The following is a 19,037-nucleotide window of genomic DNA, read 5'->3' as shown; positions in this document are numbered from 1 at the left end:
AATATGTGGAAAAATAAATAAACATATTGCGCAAATTTCGACATATAACTACAATAATTATTACGATACGACAAAATTAACCATCAAAAATGGAACCGATGGCTCTATATTTTTCGAGGCCCTATCTCATTTTTCAGAATTTGTTCAGAATCGTTTAGTACAATGATCACATTCTTTTTATTCCGATAGGCGGCACTACTCAGAAAAATCAGGAAGAGGTATTCACTTGAACTACTTAAGTACACGCAACAAGATACTTGTCACGGCTACAGTGATTATGTCTTGTATTTACGTCATTTGGCGTACATTCTTCACCATTCCTTTCGGACATGGCCCTCTCGCCGTGACGGCAGGTCTTGCCCTCCTCATTGTCGAACTAATAGGTATGTTCGAACTGGCCGTCCATTTTTACAATATGACCCGGCTCGAATATCCCGAACTTCCCGTTGTTGACGAAGCCCTATATCCGGATGTGGATGTATTTATCGCAACTTATAATGAACCCACTTCACTTCTGTTCAAAACGATTAATGGCTGTCTGAACATGGATTATCCTGATCGATCCAAAGTACATATCCATCTGTGTGATGACTCCAATCGTCCCGAGATGCGGGAACTGGCTGTACACCTGGGCATTAACTACCTTACGCGAACGGAGCATGTACACGCCAAGGCGGGTAACCTGAACAATGCCATGAAGCATACGTCCTCCCCGCTAATCGTCACCTTTGATGCAGACATGATTCCAAAACATGATTTTCTGACGTCGTGCGTTCCCTACTTTCTGACCGGAGAAAAAATTGGTTTCGTACAGACACCACAGAGTTTCTATAATCCCGATCAGTTCCAGTACAATCTGTACTCCGAGAACCGGATACCGAATGAACAGGATTATTTCTATCGGGACGTACAAGTGGGACGCAACAAGTCCAACTCTGTCATCTATGGTGGAACAAATACGGTACTCTCCAGACAGGCACTGGAAGACGTCGGCGGTTTCTACACCGGTTCCATTACAGAGGATTTTGCTACGGGTATTGAAATGCAGAGCAAAGGGTATCGCTGCTTCGCCACCAATAAAGTACTAGCCTCCGGACTTGCTCCCGGTGATCTGAAAAGTCTGATCAAACAACGTCAGCGCTGGGCGCGCGGTTGTATCCAGACAGGCAAAAAGATGAACCTTCTTTTCAAGAAAGGACTTAGCTTTGCCCAAAAACTAAACTACATTTCTTCCATTACCTACTGGTACTCCGGGTTAAAACGACTGCTGTACATCATGTCACCCATACTGTTTGCCGTGTTCGGCGTTCTGGTTGTGAAATGTACCATTCTGGAAATTCTCGTGTTCTGGTTGCCGATGTATCTGTTGACCAACACCTGTCTGAGGATGTTATCCGGCAATATTCGGACCACCAAATGGACCAATGTATATGAGACTATTCTGTTCCCTTCCCTTCTGCCAGCCGTCATTCTGGAAACACTGGGCATCACGATGAACAAATTTGTCGTTACTCGCAAAGACGGTGCGCAAAATGATGATCGGAACTATCAGATTAAACAGATGATTCCTCATCTGATTCTGGCGGTTCTGTCCATTATCGGAATCGTGAATTGCATCCACTGGACATTCAGTCAGGGAACGATTGGTTTCCTCGTTGTGCTGTACTGGTTATTGATTAATTTCTACAACATCATGATGTCGATCTTCTTCCTGGCTGGACGCAAAGTATTCCGCAATCATGAGCGCTCAATGGCTGCCGTGGATTGCACGCTCACAACGGAAGGGGAGACGATCTCCTGCATCACTCACGATCTCTCGGAAGGCGGTATTTCCGTCATGCTTGATACACCGAAGTACATTCCAAGTGATACAGAGATTGGCATTAAACTGGTAAATGATCGATATTCAAGCGAGTTTACAGGCAAGGTGGCACATGTCGCTTCGATCGGGAACCGTTGGAAATATGCTTTTACGGTTAAGGATATCACGGAACAAGAGCAGCGCCAGCTGCTGCACATCATCTATGATCGCGAACCTACACTGCCTCAGAAGCTGGACAAGGATATCAGTACATTTGAAGATATTCGCCTGAATTTTGTACGTCGGGGTCAGAGTGAGTTCATGTCCAACCGGAAGCTGGCACGAATTGCGCTAAATCGCGAATTGCCAACGGCAGATCATGGAACCGTGACATTGCTGGATTTCAACTATGAATTCGTCCTGGTGGAGATGGAGCCTCATGATTTGGCCAATGAGATCCAACTTCCGCTTAGCGAAGACATCTCACTGAAATGCGTGTGGGTACAGTCCCTGCGTAACAAACGAGGCAATTTGTACCATGTGACCAATATTCGTGATATTGCTCGCAACCATCAGATGCCAACCTTGGAAGCTCTGCTGAAACAGTGGAATAAGGAACATATTCAGTTGGGTAAAACAGGCCCTGCATCCCAGGGCAAGAACAACATCTCTCCAGACGAACTGAACGAGATGGCTTATCTATAGAGCGGAGGCAAGAAAGCATGATCAAGAAGTGGAAACAACTGACGCTTGTCGCCAGTCTTGTTGTGTTATGGAACGTATATCCCATTCAGGCTGTTCAGGCAGAGCAGCTTAAGGTGAATGAGAATAAACTCCATGAATGGAACAACGGAGCCAGGGTAGACGCCAGCGTTGATAACAAAGGTAGTATCCAGATTAAGACCTCCACGCAGGGGCTCCAAAAAGGATACTATTCGGCCTACGTCTATGAGCTGCAGAATCGAGACTGGTCAGGCTATGGGGCTTTGACCTTCTCCATCCGCAATGAATCGGAGCAAAAATTGCCTCTTAATATCGTACTGACCCGAGCGGATAAAACCTCCCTTACTGTGTCTGATAATCGAAACGTCATCGTAGTCGAGAAATCAACCGGACATGCCGAACTGATTCGCCCGGTTTCCGGCCAGATTGCTTTGGAACCGGGATTTGTCGGACAGATCCGCATCCCCTTTTCCAGCCTGATGGTCCAGGACAAGGCCAACACGGCAGGTCGGGTGAGCTTGGGTAAAGTCATTGGCTGGGGAATTACAACTACAACTCCCGAAAATGCCAAACTGAGCTTCCGCATCGGCAACATCAAGCCGTTGTCCAAAAAGCAAGCTGTGGTGGAGAACGGGCTCACCACCTTGCATATGACTGGTGACGAACGTGTGGTAAAGCCTGTAGCCGGGGAATCCATTGCCCAATACGCTGTTGAATCCTCCTCAGAAGAAAAGCACGATGTACAATTCCAGCTCGACACCCCCGTACAGGGAGTATCCATTACACCGAATGGACTGCTGACGCTTCATACCGAAGTCGATGCTGAGCAGGCCACCATACGTGCACTTGTGAATAACAAATGGAACCTAACAAAGACTGTCATGCTGGATCGCTCTTCGGCCATGAATGTTCAGGAGAAAGACGGGACGCCACGTTCTATTCCTGACCCATCTGAAGTTACCAAGGTACTCAGCCCAGCGGACCCACTGATGAAAACATCGGTGGGATGGTTTATTCGACTCTTGTTAACCGCTGCCGGAATCCATGGACTCGTCCTCTACTGGATGTGGAGAAGACAACGGATTGCCCATGGCGCCATAAAACGGCGTTCCCGGGAAGATCGACAAGCACGGCGTCCTTTTCGTATGTAAATGACCCTTGCAGACCAACTCGCCTCCTTAGATGCGGGTGTCTGCCTGTTTTGCTTGAGCATGTTGCATCCATAGATACAACGTGCACCCTTATATGATGCTCAAGGAGGAAAGGCAGTGCTCTTTTCCAGTGTAATCTTTCTATTTTATTTTCTGCCGCTTGTGCTGGGGCTGTATTACATACTGAGATTCTCGGTTACGGCCAAAAACATGCTGCTGCTGGTTGCCAGCCTGTTCTTCTATGCATGGGGTGAACCGTGGTTTGTCCTCGTCATGCTGGCCTCCATCTGTTTCAACTATATTTTCGCCCTGCTTGTGGACAAGTTCAGGGAACGAAGGAATACCGCGTACACCATCATTACGTTGATGCTTATCGTCAATCTGGGTATGCTGTTCGTCTTTAAATACATGGCTTTTGCACTGCGTATTGTGAATGAAAATACCGGCTTTGGCTTAAATATCCCGAATATTGCGTTACCGCTAGGCATCTCGTTCTTCACCTTCCACGGAATTTCCTACGTCATCGACGTGTATCGCGGACATGGTGCCGTGCAAAAAAATCTCTTTTATGTGGCGCTATATATCTCTTTCTTCCCTCAGCTCGTTGCCGGACCGATTCTGCGCTATAACACAATTGCAGATCAAATGGTCAACCGTAAGGAAAGTTGGGACAAGTTCGCACTGGGCTGCTGCCGCTTCATTGTGGGCCTGGGTAAAAAGGTGCTGTTATCCAACAGCATGGCAATTGTCGCCGATCACATCTTTAGCATGGGTGGCACCTCGGATATTCCGGCGAGTCTGGCATGGCTTGGAGCCATCGCCTATACGTTGCAGATTTATTTTGATTTCTCAGGATACTCCGATATGGCCATTGGTCTCGCCCTCATGTTCGGGTTCAAGTTCGAAGAGAACTTCAGATATCCGTATATCTCCCGGTCCATCACTGAATTTTGGCGCCGCTGGCATATCTCGCTCGGTACCTGGTTTAAGGAATATGTCTATTTCCCGCTCGGGGGATCACGTGTCACCAACAAGGATAAAATGATTCGCAATCTGCTCATTGTCTGGGGACTGACTGGTGTGTGGCATGGTGCGGAGTGGACATTTGTAGTCTGGGGATTGATTAACTTCGCATTCATTGCGCTGGAGAAAATCTCTAACTTTGATAAAGGAACCCGCTTTAACCCGCTGCGGCATCTCTATGCCATGTTCATTGTGGTCATCGGGTGGGTGATCTTCCGTTCACCAGATCTAATACAAGCTGGCAACTATCTGGGCAACATGTTTGGACTGTACGGTAATGGGTTCTGGAGTGATACGACTTGGATGTTCCTGAAGGAATACGCGCTCTTCTTCATTCTGGGCATTCTGTTCTGCATGCCGATTGCCACGCGAATGAACAAACTGATGGTCGACGGCGCACGTTTCAGCAAACCACTGGAACTGGTATATCCAGTTACGATCATCGTGTTATTCCTGGTGTGTGTATCGTATCTGGTCAAAGGTACATACAACCCGTTTATTTATTTCAATTTCTGAGTCAATTTATAAACTAACTCTCTGAGAGAAGGCACAAGCATGCACAACTTTTTTGCCAAAAAGAGAATCACGGCTTTCCTCTTCATTCTCGTGCTCGTGACATTCTCTGTTCTGAACATCATTCAGTCCTTCGGGCCGATCCAAAAGACACTGGCCTCAGCGGACTTCCATTATTCTGAAGCCAAAGAACTGATTCACGAACTGGACGACGACATTAATGAACATGTCTTCGATAAATTCGGCTTCGTGGAAGCGTATGGATATATGCAGTCACTCATGTGGAAGAACGAGGAGAACAACTTCGAAGTCGTAAAAGACATGGAGGGCAAGCTGCACTATACCTACTTCGCCACAGGGCCGACGGATACGAAAGATCTTTCGAATCGGGTTGCTGCGCTCGGAGCACATTTGGACCCCAAAACAAAGCTGACTTATGTAATGACACCAGACAAATACGTTCGTGGGTATACACAGTTCCCGGAAGGCATTCCTTACAATTATAACAACGAAACAGCCGATGGCTTTCTGGCCAATCTCAAGCAGGATGGCATCGATACGGTGGATCTGCGCGAAGGTCTATTGGAAAACGGTATTCCGGCAAAGGATCTCTTTTTCACCACGGATCACCACTGGAAAATCAAGACTGCATTCTGGGCCTTTGGCCAGCTGGTGAATCATCTGGACGGCATGTACAACAAACCGCTGGACCCGGATCATTATTTCACGGACTTAAATAACTATAATGTGGTTCCGTATCAGGATATTTTCATTGGATCACAGGGTCGAAAAGCCGGGAAATACTTTGCGGGTGACGATGACTTTGACCTGATTTATCCGAAGTTCAAAACAGACTATTCCTTCTACTTCAAAACCGGCGAGACGGAAGCCACATTGAACGGCCGCTTTGAGGATGCTCTGCTCACGACCTATCCGCTGAATGTGCAAGGAGCTACCTATGATCTAACCGCTGACAAGTACTTTACGTACCTGTACGGAAATCAGGGAATCGTTCATGTGGTGAACAAAGACAACTCGAATGGACTCAAGGTATTGTTCATCAAGGACTCTCTCGCAGTGCCGATGATCTCCTTCCTGTCGACCGTCGTGTCCGAGATTTACCTGATTGATCCGCGGTATTATACGGGAGACATCATGGATTTCGCCAGCAAAACCGACCTGGATCACGTCTTTGTATCCATATCGCCGCAGGATCTCGTGGATGAATTTTTCCCTTACGGATCGAAAGATTAACTCGGTGAAGGATCATACTTTACCACTACAGTGGCAGAACAATCTTCCGATCACTGTTATCCCCAGATTTCTTTTATCCCTTTTTATTAGGGAGAAATCCGGTGATAAAGGTGAACGCTTCGCTTCTCCAGATTCTTTCTGCCCCCCTCCGTTCCGGTATGATCTTGTAGTCAAACACAAGAAAAGGGTACCCCACAGCCAATGATCTGGCAGACAGGGTATCCTTTTCTTTTTGTAATCCAATAGAAATAGAATCAGTTTCGTTCACGCTTCGCCTTTTGTTCCTTATAATATTGCAAAACGTCACGCGGGCTGCCTTGAAACGCTCTTTCCTTGCCATATGAATACGCCAGGTCCAAATTAGCAAAAGCCTCATCATGCTGCTCTAGCCTCATGCAGACTATACCCAATTCAATCCACGGGCCGGTATTAATATCCGAACCTCGCGTTTGCAGTGCTATTTCAGCCCACGGCTTCGCCAGCGCGTACTGCTCTAGGTCCATATGTGTATTCACGTGACAGGAAGCGATCCAGCTTGCCAATTCCCAGTCCGTCTTCGGCTCGGGCAGCATCCCCCAAGCCTGATCATAATAGATCAGGGCTTGCTCATGTTGCTGCGTTTCATCCAGAACATTGCCTGCTTCTACCGTTTCGATAATTTGTCTCTCCAGTTCGGGATGCTCCGGCGTCAAATCTTTCACTCCGTAACCTCCTCCTCCAGTTCGAAATACCATTCCAGAAAGTTATTGAAGCTTGCCCATTGCGGTGTACTTTCACCGCTCAGGAAACGTTCAATTGATTCACCAAGCTCCACCAGAGCCACGTCTCCCGTTTGGCGATTATAAAAGAACCCGCCCTCGCCCTCAAAGCTGTCCAGCGGGATGTAGGCTTCTGGCAATCCTAACGTGAGTTGAGCCACCGTCATGTCCTCCAAATATACGGTGTTTTCCATCACCCAGCAGATCTGATAGATCTCCTGATGTCTACTGTAAAAGGTCGGACCATCATCAGCATGCAAATAAAAATGTGCAAAATCAGATGCAAGATCAATACCCAGTTTACGTAAAGCTTCTTCATACTCTGCCGGCACATCTTCATGCCACCAGCCCTGATTTTGACAATAATCAATCACTTTATTGGATAACATATTAAGCCTCCTAATGAATCGAACATGATGCAGCCATGATGAGTAAACCCTCTGGTACAATATAAATCGAACTAAAGATTATTTACACGTGCCACTCCGATGACAGAACAATCTTCCGATCGCTGTTATCCCCAGATTTTTTGGATTCCCTTTTTTAAAGGGGAAAATCCGGGGATAAAGGCGAAGCCTATGCTTCCGATGCAGCTTTCTTTCAGAAAGCTTTTAGCTCCGCTCTTCAGGTTATTTCTGTCCTCTCCGTTATCGTGTAAAAGTTTAGTTCAATTGATATCGTTTACCTTTACCTATATAACGATATAACCTGGCCGGTTATCCGTTAAATCACGAAAAAGGTTTAACAGGTATCCATACTTGAGGAGGAAGACCTTGACCTCTGTATACCTCAAGTTCCGGAATTCCCGCATGCTTGTAAGGGGTGGCTCCGAACCATTCGCTCATAATATACTTCCACAACCGCTGTATCTCTTCTGGAGCCAATTCATCGGCTTCAAACACCATCCAGTGGGACGCGGGAATCTCTATTGAAAACAAACCCTCAGGCACTTCCCCGGAGTGTGAAGTCGCAATCCAATATTCCATTTGATCGCTGTGTAATTCCCTCTGATCTATACAAATGCCTACCAAACCGGACACGGCCCCGTTATTAAAATCGTTTAAACGATCTTCTATTCCGTCTGCCAAAGCTTCCTGCCACATCTTTGGAATCTCTCTCAAATTCTCGCCATCCACACAAGAGAATGTTCTTTTAATTCCTACGAAAGTTAAGGACTGCTGTTCAATCAAGTTATCTTTCACATTCATGGAACGGGCTCCTTTCAGAATGAACGAATTATTAGTATCTGATCGAAACGTGCCTCCGCGCACGCATTATGCTTCAGTTCTTGAAGTGATTTTTCCATATACAATATATCCTCCCGGGTTTTACTATAGATACTGTATCAAAAGAGCAAGACGATTGGAAATAGGTTCATTCATATCCAGCCTCAATTTCCTTATTCTGATGCAACTTTACTTTCATTCTATCGTCTAATGATTAACTAACAACGAAGGAGATGACTATGCGAATAAGTTGCAGTCCCGGTTTCCCCGGGAGCATGATTGGGTCAATTGATTTTCAACCTACCAAGTTTAACACGGGTGTTTCCAGCAACAATGAGATTAATCATCACATTAACGCTGAACTCATTGCCATTCCCTATATGGAAGATCCCGAATTCGGATCATACTTTGATGCGATGAAGATGATGAAGGGAACGTACAAGGAAGAGTTTCACGTAAGCTATGATGTGGAATTTACGATTGATGTGGATAAAAAGGGGTACATCACCCAGTTCGAGCATACCTTTTCACTGGAGCGTTACCTAGATCTTGTGCGGACGCAGTCCTATAAAGTGATTAAGACGAATTGGAAAGGTCGTTCCTTCCATGTCATGACCTACAGTTATATGGAAGAAGTGTGTAACCCGAACAACGTGATCTTCAAATGTAACCATGCAGAGGATGTTTTCGTCGTAGCTGAACTTGTCCCCTATTCTGTCGGTGGTGTTGTGGAACAGCCTCATCATCGCTACCTTCACCTTCGTGCATTAATCTCGGCGAGAGACGATCTCTACCCGATCGACTATATGTGTGAGCCTGATTTCGATCTAAACATCGAATCATAACTCCTACATGATTTGGATACAGCAAAGAGCACAAAGCGTCCCTGACTTACTTCGGATCAGCTGTGCTCTTTTTGAATATAGGTTCTGTTTCCAAAAAATAAAATTTCAGGGGGTGGTTACATGGATTTTCGAGAAGAAACACCTGAAGAAAAAAGAGAACGTCTGAGACAAGAAGAATTAAAGGGAAACCCCATGGGTACGTTTGGTGATGGCATAAATCGTACTCAATTTGGAAGCTTCGCAGATTTAGTTGGTAGTTTGGGATGGAAAGGCACTGGAATCCTCATTATATTATTGGTAATAGGGTATGTAATTTATAAATTAGTGTTTTAAATAAGGATAGGGATAAATAAGCATTCTTCCCTACTTGAAGAACTCCTTGGCGAGCTCGCCATCCGATGGCACGGGATCATGTGGCCGCAATTTCCGGTTACGGATTTCTTCCATCACCAAATCGGCAGTTTGCAAGTACAACAACGGTTCCCGATGTGGTTCCTCCATAAGAACACCTACCCCAGTTCCGGATTTTACGATCATTCTATCATTTTCTCATGTAAAAAAGTAAAAATAACCCGTGAGCAGAAGGTTGAATGACATTCTATCCTTCTGCTCACGGGCATACAAGCAAACATTTTATTTATTTGACTTCGGCATTTAGCCGTTCAATAAGTTCAAGCAGCTCCAGCGGTTCACCGACTGTGTGAGTCGGACGTTCTGTCTCATCCACCGGCTCATGGGGATAACGTGGCGTCCAGCTCTGAAAGATGCTGGTGATGCCAAGTGCGTTGGCTCCCTTCATATCACGACTCAGGTTATTGCCAATCATCACTGTTCTTGAAAAATCCCCTTCGGACAAATCAAGAGCACCAATTGCTGCCTTGAACATCCGCGGGCTTGGCTTGCTGGCTTTAATATTTTCCGAAATAATCATTGCGCTAAAATAATCATGAAGTCCATGCTGCTTAAATACGTTCTTGAAGGATTGTGCATCGCCGTCAGCAACCAGGGCCAGCGTGTACCCTCTTTCATGAAGCTTCTGAATCGTGATATCCGCACCCGGAATCAAATCCGCACTCAGAACAATTCCCTCTTCGTCCCGTAACTCGGTCGATTCATCAACAATGGTATCGCCGCTGTCAAAAAAGATAATTAACTTTTTGTCGTCCATGTTCGTTATGACCATCCTCTTCATTCAATTGGTGAAACGAATTGCCGGTTTCCACTTGACCATGTAATCCAACATTGATGTTTTAATAAAAGGTATAGCGCTTAATCTAATGTTACAATGGAGACGAATAAAAAATCAATCAATATTTCGTTGTGCATATGCAGATGCCTGATTTAAGCTTAATCATCTTGACTGAAAAAGTAATGAGGATCATTTAGCCGGTAGTTGGAGGGGCTGCTGCTTACCAAACTGCTTTGCTTTCACTGTCATCGCTTTATCCAGCCTTGCTCTTAATCCACTCATCCACTCCGGCTCATTTGCCCATTGTTCTTCCCCAGATCGAAGCACACGTACATAACCGTACAGATTGGCAAAACGACGACATGCCAGAAACATCGACTCCATATCATAGGCGTCTCCTGCTTCCTTCCAATACCCTTGCAAGAATATTCGCTTCTTCTGCTCCCATTCATCCGGCTGAATTTCATCCCGTAAACTATCCAGACTCTGCTCCACATCCATTGCGTACCAGTGGTACATGGCGTCATCGAAGTCAATGGCGTAACAGGAATGACTCTCCTCGTCATAGAAGACATTATCCAGTTCAAAATCATAATGAATTAACCCGAAGTTCTGCTGTGTAACGGGCCAATTTACAAAATAATTCCGGAGAACTTCCACCTCATTGAGCGCCGCATTCTCGCCAGGGAACTCCCCCAGAACGTCCTTCATCCAATCCAGTACATCGGTATACGTCCAGCGTTTTGCCTGTTTGGGTGTGTATTCACGAGATAAACGATGCAGCTTACCCAATGCCTCACCCAAGCTGTACACGATCTGGTCATTTAAATCGATACTGCCCATCTGGTTACCAGGAACTCGTTTGAATACGGAGGCATAATACGTTCCCCAAGGCGTATGAGCCTCTACCAGCTCTTTTCCCGCATGAGAAGGTACAGCTTCCATGGCACCATATTGGTTTAGTTTAAGATAGGTCAGGAACTCCAGCTCCGCTGCAAGATTGGTTTGATTTTTCTCTCCTACAGGGGCAAAACGAAGCAAGTGAACCTTTCCCTGAACTCTGAACGGATACACGGCATTGGAGGAAATACGATAATACCGGAACATGTCCAGTGACTCCGGATCATAACTCCAGTTTTGCAAAATCATCTCGGCGAGATCGTTATTATGGAATAAATATTTAAGTTTTAACATGGGCATATCTCCTTAGTGTTCGTTTAATATAGAACGCTTTAAGCGTTCCGAATCCTATTTTTGCGCGCAAAAAGCCGCAGGCTATGCCTGCGGCTTTAAAAATTCTAGATACACGGGTTTACTTGCATAAGCAAATAAACCTCGTGCAACCCAGGAAAAATGAGCAGTTATATCCCTATATGTCGGCAGGCTTCAGATCGTCACATTAGTAAACACCAAATGCTTCGCCATGTGTCCGTTGTTCTGCCGGATCTATTCAGTTCGTAATCACCTTAATTGTTGTAGTCACACTCTGCATCATCTTAGCCCGTCGTTTCATGACGCTCACTCCTTCCGAAAAACAAGTTATTTCCATAATACTCCATTAGATGATTATCGGCAACGAATATCAAGACTGTGTAACAACCATTCGTTCTACGGTCTCGGTGTTCTCCTTATACCAAACCCTAACGACATCTCCCTCTTTCAGATCAGACACCTGAATAGATGAATTAGCGTTTTGGTTGTTACCTGGGGCACCCATGCCCATACCTTCCGTGATATCCACATCCCCACTGATGTTCAATTTCATTTCGATGCCCGTATCTTTCATATCCATGCTTCCGCCTCTAGAGGCACCTGGTTGTCTTCCATTTCCATTCGTGGAGTCTGTGGATGAGTTGTCCTGCACCTCAAGCAACGAGATCGTGACGTTACTTCCTGTGGCAGAGATCACTCTGCCTGTAAGATCGGCATTCATCATCCCCCGCATATCGTCCTGACCGCCTGTTCTGCCATTCATTCCTTGCCCTACGCCCCTCTGTGTTCCTCCGTTCATGCCCGGGCCACCGCCATTCATCATTCCGCCACCATTCATGCCTTGGGCAGAACCGGTATTCGTAATGTTCTGGGCAGTAATAGCATCACAAGCAGAGAGCAAAACTGAGCAGGTCAACAACGAGAGTATAGCCGCTGTGAGATAACTATTTTTTCGCATACAGATCACCCTTTTCTCAGGGAAGAACGTTCCCAGCCGAGTTTTCTATGAAACATGAAGTTATACGCATCTTTGAATCCCATGTACGACAATACAACCAGCAGCGGATATACGGGGTAAATATACCTCGATTTAATCTCCCACAGAATGTAGAACCCGATAAATCCGAGAATAACCAGAATCAAAGAGGCTTCGTCATACCGCTTTCCACGAATCCCACCGACCAAACGAATGAAAATAAAACAGTACATCATGAAATTCATCACATAAACGATCCAAAGCACCCCCGTCCGGTAGACGGAATCTCCCTTGAATAAGTCTGTTACCGCATTGGTATAACTGTAGGAGCCGGCAATTCCGCCACCTCTTCCTCCTCCCATACCCGTGGAGCTTTCGTTGCCAATGCCATATCGATCCATTTGGTAGGTACCTTCGGTCCAGGTCCAAATGATCTTTTTGTAATACATCTGGGCCAAGTCACTTAAGCTGGCTTCCGATAGCTTGCGTTCAATCTCCTGCTTGTACAGTTCTGTACTTTCAGCTTTATTATAATTGGCTTCTCTTTGATAGATCTGGTAGCTCTCCATGTTGTCCCAAAAGCCGAATCGTTCCAGATTAATACCCATGTTCAGCCACATAAAGACCGGGGCCGAATTTTCCCCAACAGGTTCACTTACAGCACCTGAAGATTTCAAGACCGCATTCTGAGTCCACCCTGGGACGTTAAACAACATAGCCAGCAGGAAGATGGAGGCAATCATTTTCTTGAATCCAATACTTCGCATATTTAGCAGGATGGTTAATATAGCAGCAATCAGCACAATCACACCAATGCTTCGGAAGTAGTTGCCAATCGCAAGCAAAATGGCGGCAGTGACGATCGTCTGCCAAGACTTTTCACGTATAAACCGAATCAAGAAGTATAAACAAGACGTCAGAAATGCCGTAGCAATGACATCGTTATAGATCAGGTTGTTCAGAAACAGGGATGGCAGATACGTCGCTGCAAAGATCAGAACTCCGTAATCACGTTCCGTGGACTTATGATTTAACTGTTTATAAATGAGATAAATCATTAATGTCGTTACCGTTGCAAACAAAATATTGAACAGCTTAATCACCAGATAATTATCCGGGAACAGGTACAGCAATGTTTTTAGATACAAGACGGTGGAAAAGTTAAACGGGAACATGTGCAGATATCCGCCCGTTTCGAACGAAGAATAATCCTGATCGTAGAGCATGTTCATCGCGAGTGAAAGCACGGTCTGTGAATCATCCGTAGGCACTCGTGGAAACACGAAGATAATGATAATTTGAATGGCCAGAGAGCATAGCAGCACCACCGGAATGACAACCTTTGGGCTGTATTTGTTCAGCTTCAGACAAAGGCGGTACAATCCGATACCCGCTCCTAGAAGCAAAGCAATCACCGGGATAAAAATACTCCACTGCTGCATGGCCAGAATCGGATTATCCCCATACAAGGTGTAGTTGTACTGCGCCCGGATTAACAGGGACGAAACGATAAACACGCCGACAAAAATAAGCAGAATAAAATAAAGCGACTTATGGATCACCTTAGACATGCCAAAACTCCTTTTCCAGTACAGGATTCGGGAATAGTATAATGCCTCTACCTGAAAAAAGCCTGAATTCAGATTCGTGCTTAAGAATGCTCATTAAGACAACAAGGAATCTGAGGATACCTCATCGAATAAGAAAAATATGTTGGTCGGATCGTGCCAATCCATAAGAATCAATTCAAGTTGAATTAGGGCAAAATGTAGTAACTGTAAAGTTAGATATCCCTTATGCACAAAGGAGAACTGAAAATGAGAAAACTTGTTCTATTTCTGCACGCATCGCTTGACGGTTTTGTAGAAGGGCCGGAAGGTGCAATGGACATTGGCTGGGTTGCCTACGATGCTGATTTGGAGAAACATGCGAAAGAAATTCTGAGTACTGCCGACACTGTCATTTGGGGGCGTGGGACTTATCAGATGATGCACAGTTACTGGCCATCTGTGCCTTCGAACCCATCAGCTTCGCAACATGAACGGGATCATGCTGAGTGGATCGAAAAAACAGCCAAAATTGTTTTTTCCACGACACTGGATACCGTTGAATGGAATAATTCAAGACTCGTGAAAGAAAATATCGAGGAAGAGATCAATAACCTCAAACAGCAGCCAGGCAACGATATGGTCATCCTCGGCAGTCCCAGGTTCGCACACCACCTTATGCAGCTTGATTTAATTGATGAGTATAAAATTACGGTTTCTCCCGTGCTGATCGGTAAGGGATTGCCGCTATTCCAAGGCATCAAGGAGAAGATCAATCTTAAGCTAATCGAAAACAAGACCTTTGATTCTGGAGTCATAGGCCTCGTTTACCAGACGGTAAGATGACCTTGTCACTAAGGTGATTACGCTAAAAGAAAGCTCAATAAGACCAAGAAAGCAGCTGATCAACGTGTGAACTGCACCCCAATTGTTAGACACCATCTAACAATTGGAGGTGCAGTTTTTTTGTCAAAATTTAATTTAGACTTGAAAATAGAAGCTATTCATCAATATTTATCAGGAAATGAAGGGATTAAAAGCATTGCGAAATCCTTAGGAATTAATCATGAAATCCTGCGTATGTGGATCAAGCAATACGAATATCACGGTTTAGAAGCTTTTGAAAAAACCTATACAGCTTACTCTCTAACCTATAAACTAGACGTACTCAACTATATGAACGAAAATGGGACGTCTCCAAATGAAGCTGCGGTCATTTTCAATATCTCTTCTCCAGGGGTTATTCGAAGGTGGCGCAGTCAGTTCAATGAAAATGGGATCGACGCCCTAAAACCAAAGATAAAGGGGCGTCATTGTATGACGGATAAGAATAAAAAAGGACTTCAAAAGCAAGAACCTGCTGAGGGATCGACTGAAGCTCTACAAGCTGAATTAGAACGTTTGCGTATGGAAAACGCCTACTTAAAAAAGTTGAATGCCTTAGTTCAAAACAAGGAAAAATCACCAAACAAGACAAAGCGCAAGTCGTCTATGAATTAAGGCTTGAATTCCCGGTGGTTGCATTATTAGCGTTCGCTGAAGTCCCACGTAGTACCTTCTATTACTGGGTGAAGCAGTTTGACAAGCCCGATCTAGACGCAGACCTGAAACTCCTTATTCAATCCATTTATGAGGAACATCACGGGCGTTATGGATATCGTCGTATCTGTGATGAACTAGTTAATCGTGGACATCGAGTTAACCATAAAAAAGTACTGCGTATCATGAAAGAATTAGGCTTGAAATCAGTGGTGCGTATGAAGAAATATCGTTCCTATAAAGGAACTGTAGGTAAAATTGCACCCAACGTACTGGATCGTAATTTTCTAGCAAAAAAACCAAATGAGAAATGGGTTACGGATATTACAGAGTTCAAGTTGTTTGGAGAAAAGATGTATTTATCACCTGTTCTGGACTTGTATAACGGTGAGATTATTACGTACACAGTAGGGTCTCGCCCTACGTATTCCTTAGTCTCCGAGATGCTAAATAAAGCCTTTAAACGCTTGTCCAACGAGGATAAACTCCTCCTGCATTCGGATCAAGGCTGGCACTACCAGATGAAACAGTATCGACAGGCTTTAAAGGGACAAGCGATTACCCAGAGCATGTCACGCAAAGGGAATTGTTATGATAACGCAGTAATGGAGAACTTCTTTGGCATTATGAAGTCAGAGTTTTTTTATCTTCATGAATTTGAAAGTGTAGATCACTTCAAACAAGAGCTAGCACGATACATGGATTACTACAATCACAAACGCATCAAGTCAAAATTAAAAGGCATGAGTCCGGTACAATACCGGGCTCATGCCCAACAAATTGCATAAAAATATTTGTCTAACTTTAAGGGGTCACTTCATTTGATCGGCTGCTTTTATTCAACTAACGGGCAGGTTAGTTGAATAGATCTGCTGAGTAGTGGAGCATCTGGCCTCTCACGGTTGGTTGCGGACAAGAAAAATTAAAAATCGCAAGGTTAAAGGAGAACTCTGGCAGATACGATTGCGATTAAAAACTACCCATGACGCACATGCGTCATGGGTAGTTTTTAATCATTTCCATACGTTAAGGAGGGGGCCTTGTGAAATAGAGATGTCCTAATCACTTCGTTGGATAGACAGAATTTTGTGTAAAAATGGCCACCGCCAGGGAACGACTATTCTTCGTATACATTTCCGAACCGCCTTACTTTACCGGCCCCATCCAGGTCGAAATCGTCTTCTGCTGGTGCGGCAACGGCGGTTTCAACTTCCCGTTATCGATCAAATGCTTCAAAATATAAGCGACCAGCCGACCTCCTCCGGTGTTGCCTCTCACCATGTAAGCAAGCTGCGGCTCCAAATGCTTAGGCTGATTTTGCAGGAACAGGTTGAGCATTTTGTCGTAGAGCTTGCCGACAGCAGGCGCATAAAGAGCGGACAAATCCGGCATTGCTTTGTTCAACCGATCCAACGTTTGCGGAGAGTCAATCCAAACCGCATTGAACTTGTACCCCTCCTTCGTCTTGCGGATGTACCCCTTCTCCAGCAGGAACGAATATTGCTCGGCGTTTTCTTCGTTGTCGGGCAGTTCCCCTTGTTGGAACGCATGACAAATCTCGACATTCCGGTATTCCAGGAAACGCCAATCCATCTGGCGGTCGCTCCAGTACGTATTGAATTGCCACAAGTATAAGGGAGTGTCTTCGACGTAGCGGAGCGACGGACCGAAGGTGACGTAACTACTCAAATCAAAACCCGGATCGGCATAGTGGCTCCGGTTTAACGCCGCATAGGCAATATACTGACCTCCGTCCTTTCTTATTGGTGCGACCGCATCGAAGTTTTCGCCCGCAGGCATGCTCCGCCAAGATTGCTCTTCGACGTTCTTGGGCAGCAAGGTCCAGAGCAGGAAGTTATAGTCGCCGTCCGGAACAAACACTCCGCTATCCTCAACTTGCCGGCGAACTTCCATTAACGCGTCAAAATGAACATCGGCCACTTCGGCGGCGCAATCTTGCCAGAATTGATGACCGGCTACGGCCAACTCGAAGAGGTCCCAGACAATGGTATTGCTTTGATATTTGCCGGGAGAGGTTTGGATGAGAAAATTGTAATCGGCCAGGTGCCGGACTTCACCTTCCAGCAAAGACGGCGGCATTCCGAGCTCCTCCGCGATTTGATGTACGGTACGCGCCTTGTGATAAGCCGCGTAAACGATATTTTGCGCCAAGGCGCGTCCAAGAAAATCGTTGGTTTCGCCCAGTCTGCCGGCCGAACCGGAATGGCCCATTTCCCCCATGCTGACCGGATTGACACTTAAAGTTCCTGTTGCACGCATACGTTTCATCCCTTTCCGTAACTTCTTTTTAGCCTCGCTCAAATGCCACTTCACCGTGTTGACAGGAATGTTCAGAGCAATCGCGATATCGCCGATTTTAACCTCGTCGTAGTAATGCATGACCACGATCCGGCGATGGATATCGGACAGAAACGCGACTTCTCGGCGCAGCTCGCGGTAAGCTTCGGTTACCAGCAGCCGGTCAAGCGGCTCCCGGGAAGGGGCGGCAGACAGTTCGGACATGCCGTTGATTTCGATCGCTTGGGGAGCGTGCGCCCTCTTTTTCAACCAATTCACCCAAGTGTATCGGGCAACCGTCCAGACGTAAGCGTCAAGGCTTCTAATGTCCCGCACCCCGGAGAAGGATTTCAACAACTGCAGCATAATCTCCTGAGCCAGATCCTCCGCCTCGGCCCGCTGCTTGACCCGGTTTAACGCAAAACCGAAAATCGGTTTGACATAGCTCCGAATCGCTTCCGCCGCTTCTTTTCCGTTTTTACTAATTGGATCCATTTTTGCCTCCATAGTTGCATCTGTAATTCCTGACAATTATATAGTGTGCCAGGCGAAATAAAGGTTGGGATTATTTCAAAAAATTTGGGCGTCCTACCGGATTCCTTCATACATGTATAATTACAAACATCAGAGGCACTATTAATTTACGAAATGCTGAATACACGGAAGGACACATAAAGGTCGGGTATGAAGTGAATGGATTCAGTTTGAAAGAGTATAATGTTTCTTGTAAGCTTTATAATGACGGAAATTTAATTTCATCTTCTGGCTCGACAGATGAAGGCTTAATAGAATTAGACGAACAGCATTATTACTTTGTCGGATTTGAGAATATAGATCAAGTTAATCTGCCTGACTCTATAAATCTAACTGTGGAAATTATAGGGATACCAAATGATTCTGGACAAAAACCTTTAACAGCATTGCTCATCGTTGCTATTCTGTCCGATAAACGCAAATAGACCGCCCCCCTCTCGCAAAAGGT

General features: G+C 45.4%; 18 protein-coding genes. 9 read left to right on the top strand and 9 right to left on the bottom strand.

Translation table 11 applies throughout. The features are described from left to right. Positions 1–226 precede the first annotated feature (226 nt). The 4 genes from MKY42_RS04575 (at position 227) to MKY42_RS04560 (ending at position 6,465) form a co-directional block, all read left to right on the top strand. A complete protein-coding gene (locus tag MKY42_RS04575; protein WP_339848994.1) occupies positions 227–2,506 on the top strand; it encodes a glycosyltransferase family 2 protein in 2,280 nt (759 codons plus the stop codon). A 17-nt stretch (positions 2,507–2,523) separates the two neighbouring features. Further along, the gene (locus MKY42_RS04570; protein WP_339848991.1) at positions 2,524–3,675 is read left to right on the top strand and encodes a hypothetical protein; all 1,152 of its coding nucleotides are present in this window, start codon (positions 2,524–2,526) and stop codon (positions 3,673–3,675) included. A gap of 117 nt (positions 3,676–3,792) precedes the next feature. Then, the gene (locus tag MKY42_RS04565) at positions 3,793–5,214 is read left to right on the top strand and encodes an MBOAT family protein (RefSeq protein ID WP_339848989.1); all 1,422 of its coding nucleotides are present in this window, start codon (positions 3,793–3,795) and stop codon (positions 5,212–5,214) included. 39 nt (positions 5,215–5,253) lie between these two features. Then, positions 5,254–6,465, top strand: a complete 1,212-nt coding sequence (locus MKY42_RS04560; RefSeq protein WP_090904781.1) for a hypothetical protein — start codon at positions 5,254–5,256, stop codon at positions 6,463–6,465. A gap of 254 nt (positions 6,466–6,719) precedes the next feature. Here MKY42_RS04560 and MKY42_RS04555 read toward each other — a convergent pair whose 3' ends face one another. The 3 genes from MKY42_RS04555 to MKY42_RS04545 form a co-directional block, all read right to left on the bottom strand. Next, the gene (locus MKY42_RS04555) at positions 6,720–7,166 is read right to left on the bottom strand and encodes a hypothetical protein (protein WP_339848986.1); all 447 of its coding nucleotides are present in this window, start codon (positions 7,164–7,166) and stop codon (positions 6,720–6,722) included. Next, entirely contained in the window at positions 7,163–7,612 is a 450-nt protein-coding gene (locus tag MKY42_RS04550; protein ID WP_090904784.1) for a hypothetical protein, read from the bottom strand. The genes MKY42_RS04555 and MKY42_RS04550 overlap by 4 nt, the downstream gene beginning before the upstream one ends. Positions 7,613–7,951: 339 nt before the next feature. Then, positions 7,952–8,431 (bottom strand): GyrI-like domain-containing protein, encoded by a 480-nt coding sequence (locus MKY42_RS04545; RefSeq protein WP_339848983.1) that lies wholly within the window; start codon positions 8,429–8,431, stop codon positions 7,952–7,954. A gap of 293 nt (positions 8,432–8,724) precedes the next feature. Here MKY42_RS04545 and MKY42_RS04540 point away from each other — a divergent pair, with 293 nt between their 5' ends. Both MKY42_RS04540 and MKY42_RS04535 read left to right on the top strand, forming a co-directional pair. Next, positions 8,725–9,294 carry a hypothetical protein gene (locus MKY42_RS04540; RefSeq protein WP_339848980.1) on the top strand — a complete coding sequence of 190 codons (570 nt, stop codon included), beginning with the start codon at positions 8,725–8,727 and terminating at the stop codon, positions 9,292–9,294. Between the two features lie 120 nt (positions 9,295–9,414). Beyond that, positions 9,415–9,627, top strand: a complete 213-nt coding sequence (locus tag MKY42_RS04535) for a DUF6366 family protein (RefSeq protein ID WP_339848977.1) — start codon at positions 9,415–9,417, stop codon at positions 9,625–9,627. A gap of 30 nt (positions 9,628–9,657) precedes the next feature. On the opposite strand, the gene MKY42_RS04530 is transcribed toward MKY42_RS04535, so the two are convergent. From MKY42_RS04530 to MKY42_RS04510, 5 genes are all read right to left on the bottom strand, one after another. Further along, complete coding sequence (locus tag MKY42_RS04530) at positions 9,658–9,831, bottom strand: hypothetical protein (protein WP_339848974.1); 174 nt, start codon at positions 9,829–9,831, stop codon at positions 9,658–9,660. A gap of 100 nt (positions 9,832–9,931) precedes the next feature. Beyond that, positions 9,932–10,462, bottom strand: a complete 531-nt coding sequence (locus tag MKY42_RS04525) for an HAD family hydrolase (RefSeq protein WP_339848971.1) — start codon at positions 10,460–10,462, stop codon at positions 9,932–9,934. A 210-nt stretch (positions 10,463–10,672) separates the two neighbouring features. Next, positions 10,673–11,677 carry a phosphotransferase gene (locus MKY42_RS04520; protein ID WP_179261541.1) on the bottom strand — a complete coding sequence of 335 codons (1,005 nt, stop codon included), beginning with the start codon at positions 11,675–11,677 and terminating at the stop codon, positions 10,673–10,675. 388 nt (positions 11,678–12,065) lie between these two features. Then, positions 12,066–12,653 (bottom strand): hypothetical protein, encoded by a 588-nt coding sequence (locus MKY42_RS04515; RefSeq protein WP_179261543.1) that lies wholly within the window; start codon positions 12,651–12,653, stop codon positions 12,066–12,068. Positions 12,654–12,658: 5 nt separating this feature from the next. After that, complete coding sequence (locus tag MKY42_RS04510; RefSeq protein ID WP_339848962.1) at positions 12,659–14,242, bottom strand: glycosyltransferase family 39 protein; 1,584 nt, start codon at positions 14,240–14,242, stop codon at positions 12,659–12,661. Positions 14,243–14,488: 246 nt separating this feature from the next. Here MKY42_RS04510 and MKY42_RS04505 point away from each other — a divergent pair, with 246 nt between their 5' ends. Then, positions 14,489–15,064, top strand: a complete 576-nt coding sequence (locus MKY42_RS04505) for a dihydrofolate reductase family protein (RefSeq protein WP_339848959.1) — start codon at positions 14,489–14,491, stop codon at positions 15,062–15,064. A gap of 120 nt (positions 15,065–15,184) precedes the next feature. Then, positions 15,185–16,545 (top strand): IS3 family transposase gene (locus MKY42_RS04500; RefSeq protein WP_339843497.1). Its coding sequence is split into 2 segments (ribosomal slippage): positions 15,185–15,641 and positions 15,641–16,545, totalling 1,362 coding nucleotides; the frame shifts between segments, so codons are not numbered across the junction. A 358-nt stretch (positions 16,546–16,903) separates the two neighbouring features. Here the strand turns inward: MKY42_RS04500 and MKY42_RS04495 are convergent. Continuing rightward, the gene (locus MKY42_RS04495) at positions 16,904–18,550 is read right to left on the bottom strand and encodes an RNA polymerase sigma factor (RefSeq protein WP_339848956.1); all 1,647 of its coding nucleotides are present in this window, start codon (positions 18,548–18,550) and stop codon (positions 16,904–16,906) included. Between the two features lie 194 nt (positions 18,551–18,744). On the opposite strand from MKY42_RS04495, the gene MKY42_RS04490 reads away from it, so the two are divergent. Continuing rightward, entirely contained in the window at positions 18,745–19,014 is a 270-nt protein-coding gene (locus MKY42_RS04490) for a hypothetical protein (RefSeq protein ID WP_339848953.1), read from the top strand. The last annotated feature ends 23 nt before the right edge of the window (positions 19,015–19,037 follow it).

The organism is Paenibacillus sp. FSL W7-1088, from assembly GCF_037969855.1.
GTDB lineage: Bacteria > Bacillota > Bacilli > Paenibacillales > Paenibacillaceae > Paenibacillus.
The sequence above is the reverse complement of the archived record's forward strand: the minus strand, read 5'-3'. Positions and strand labels throughout refer to the sequence as shown.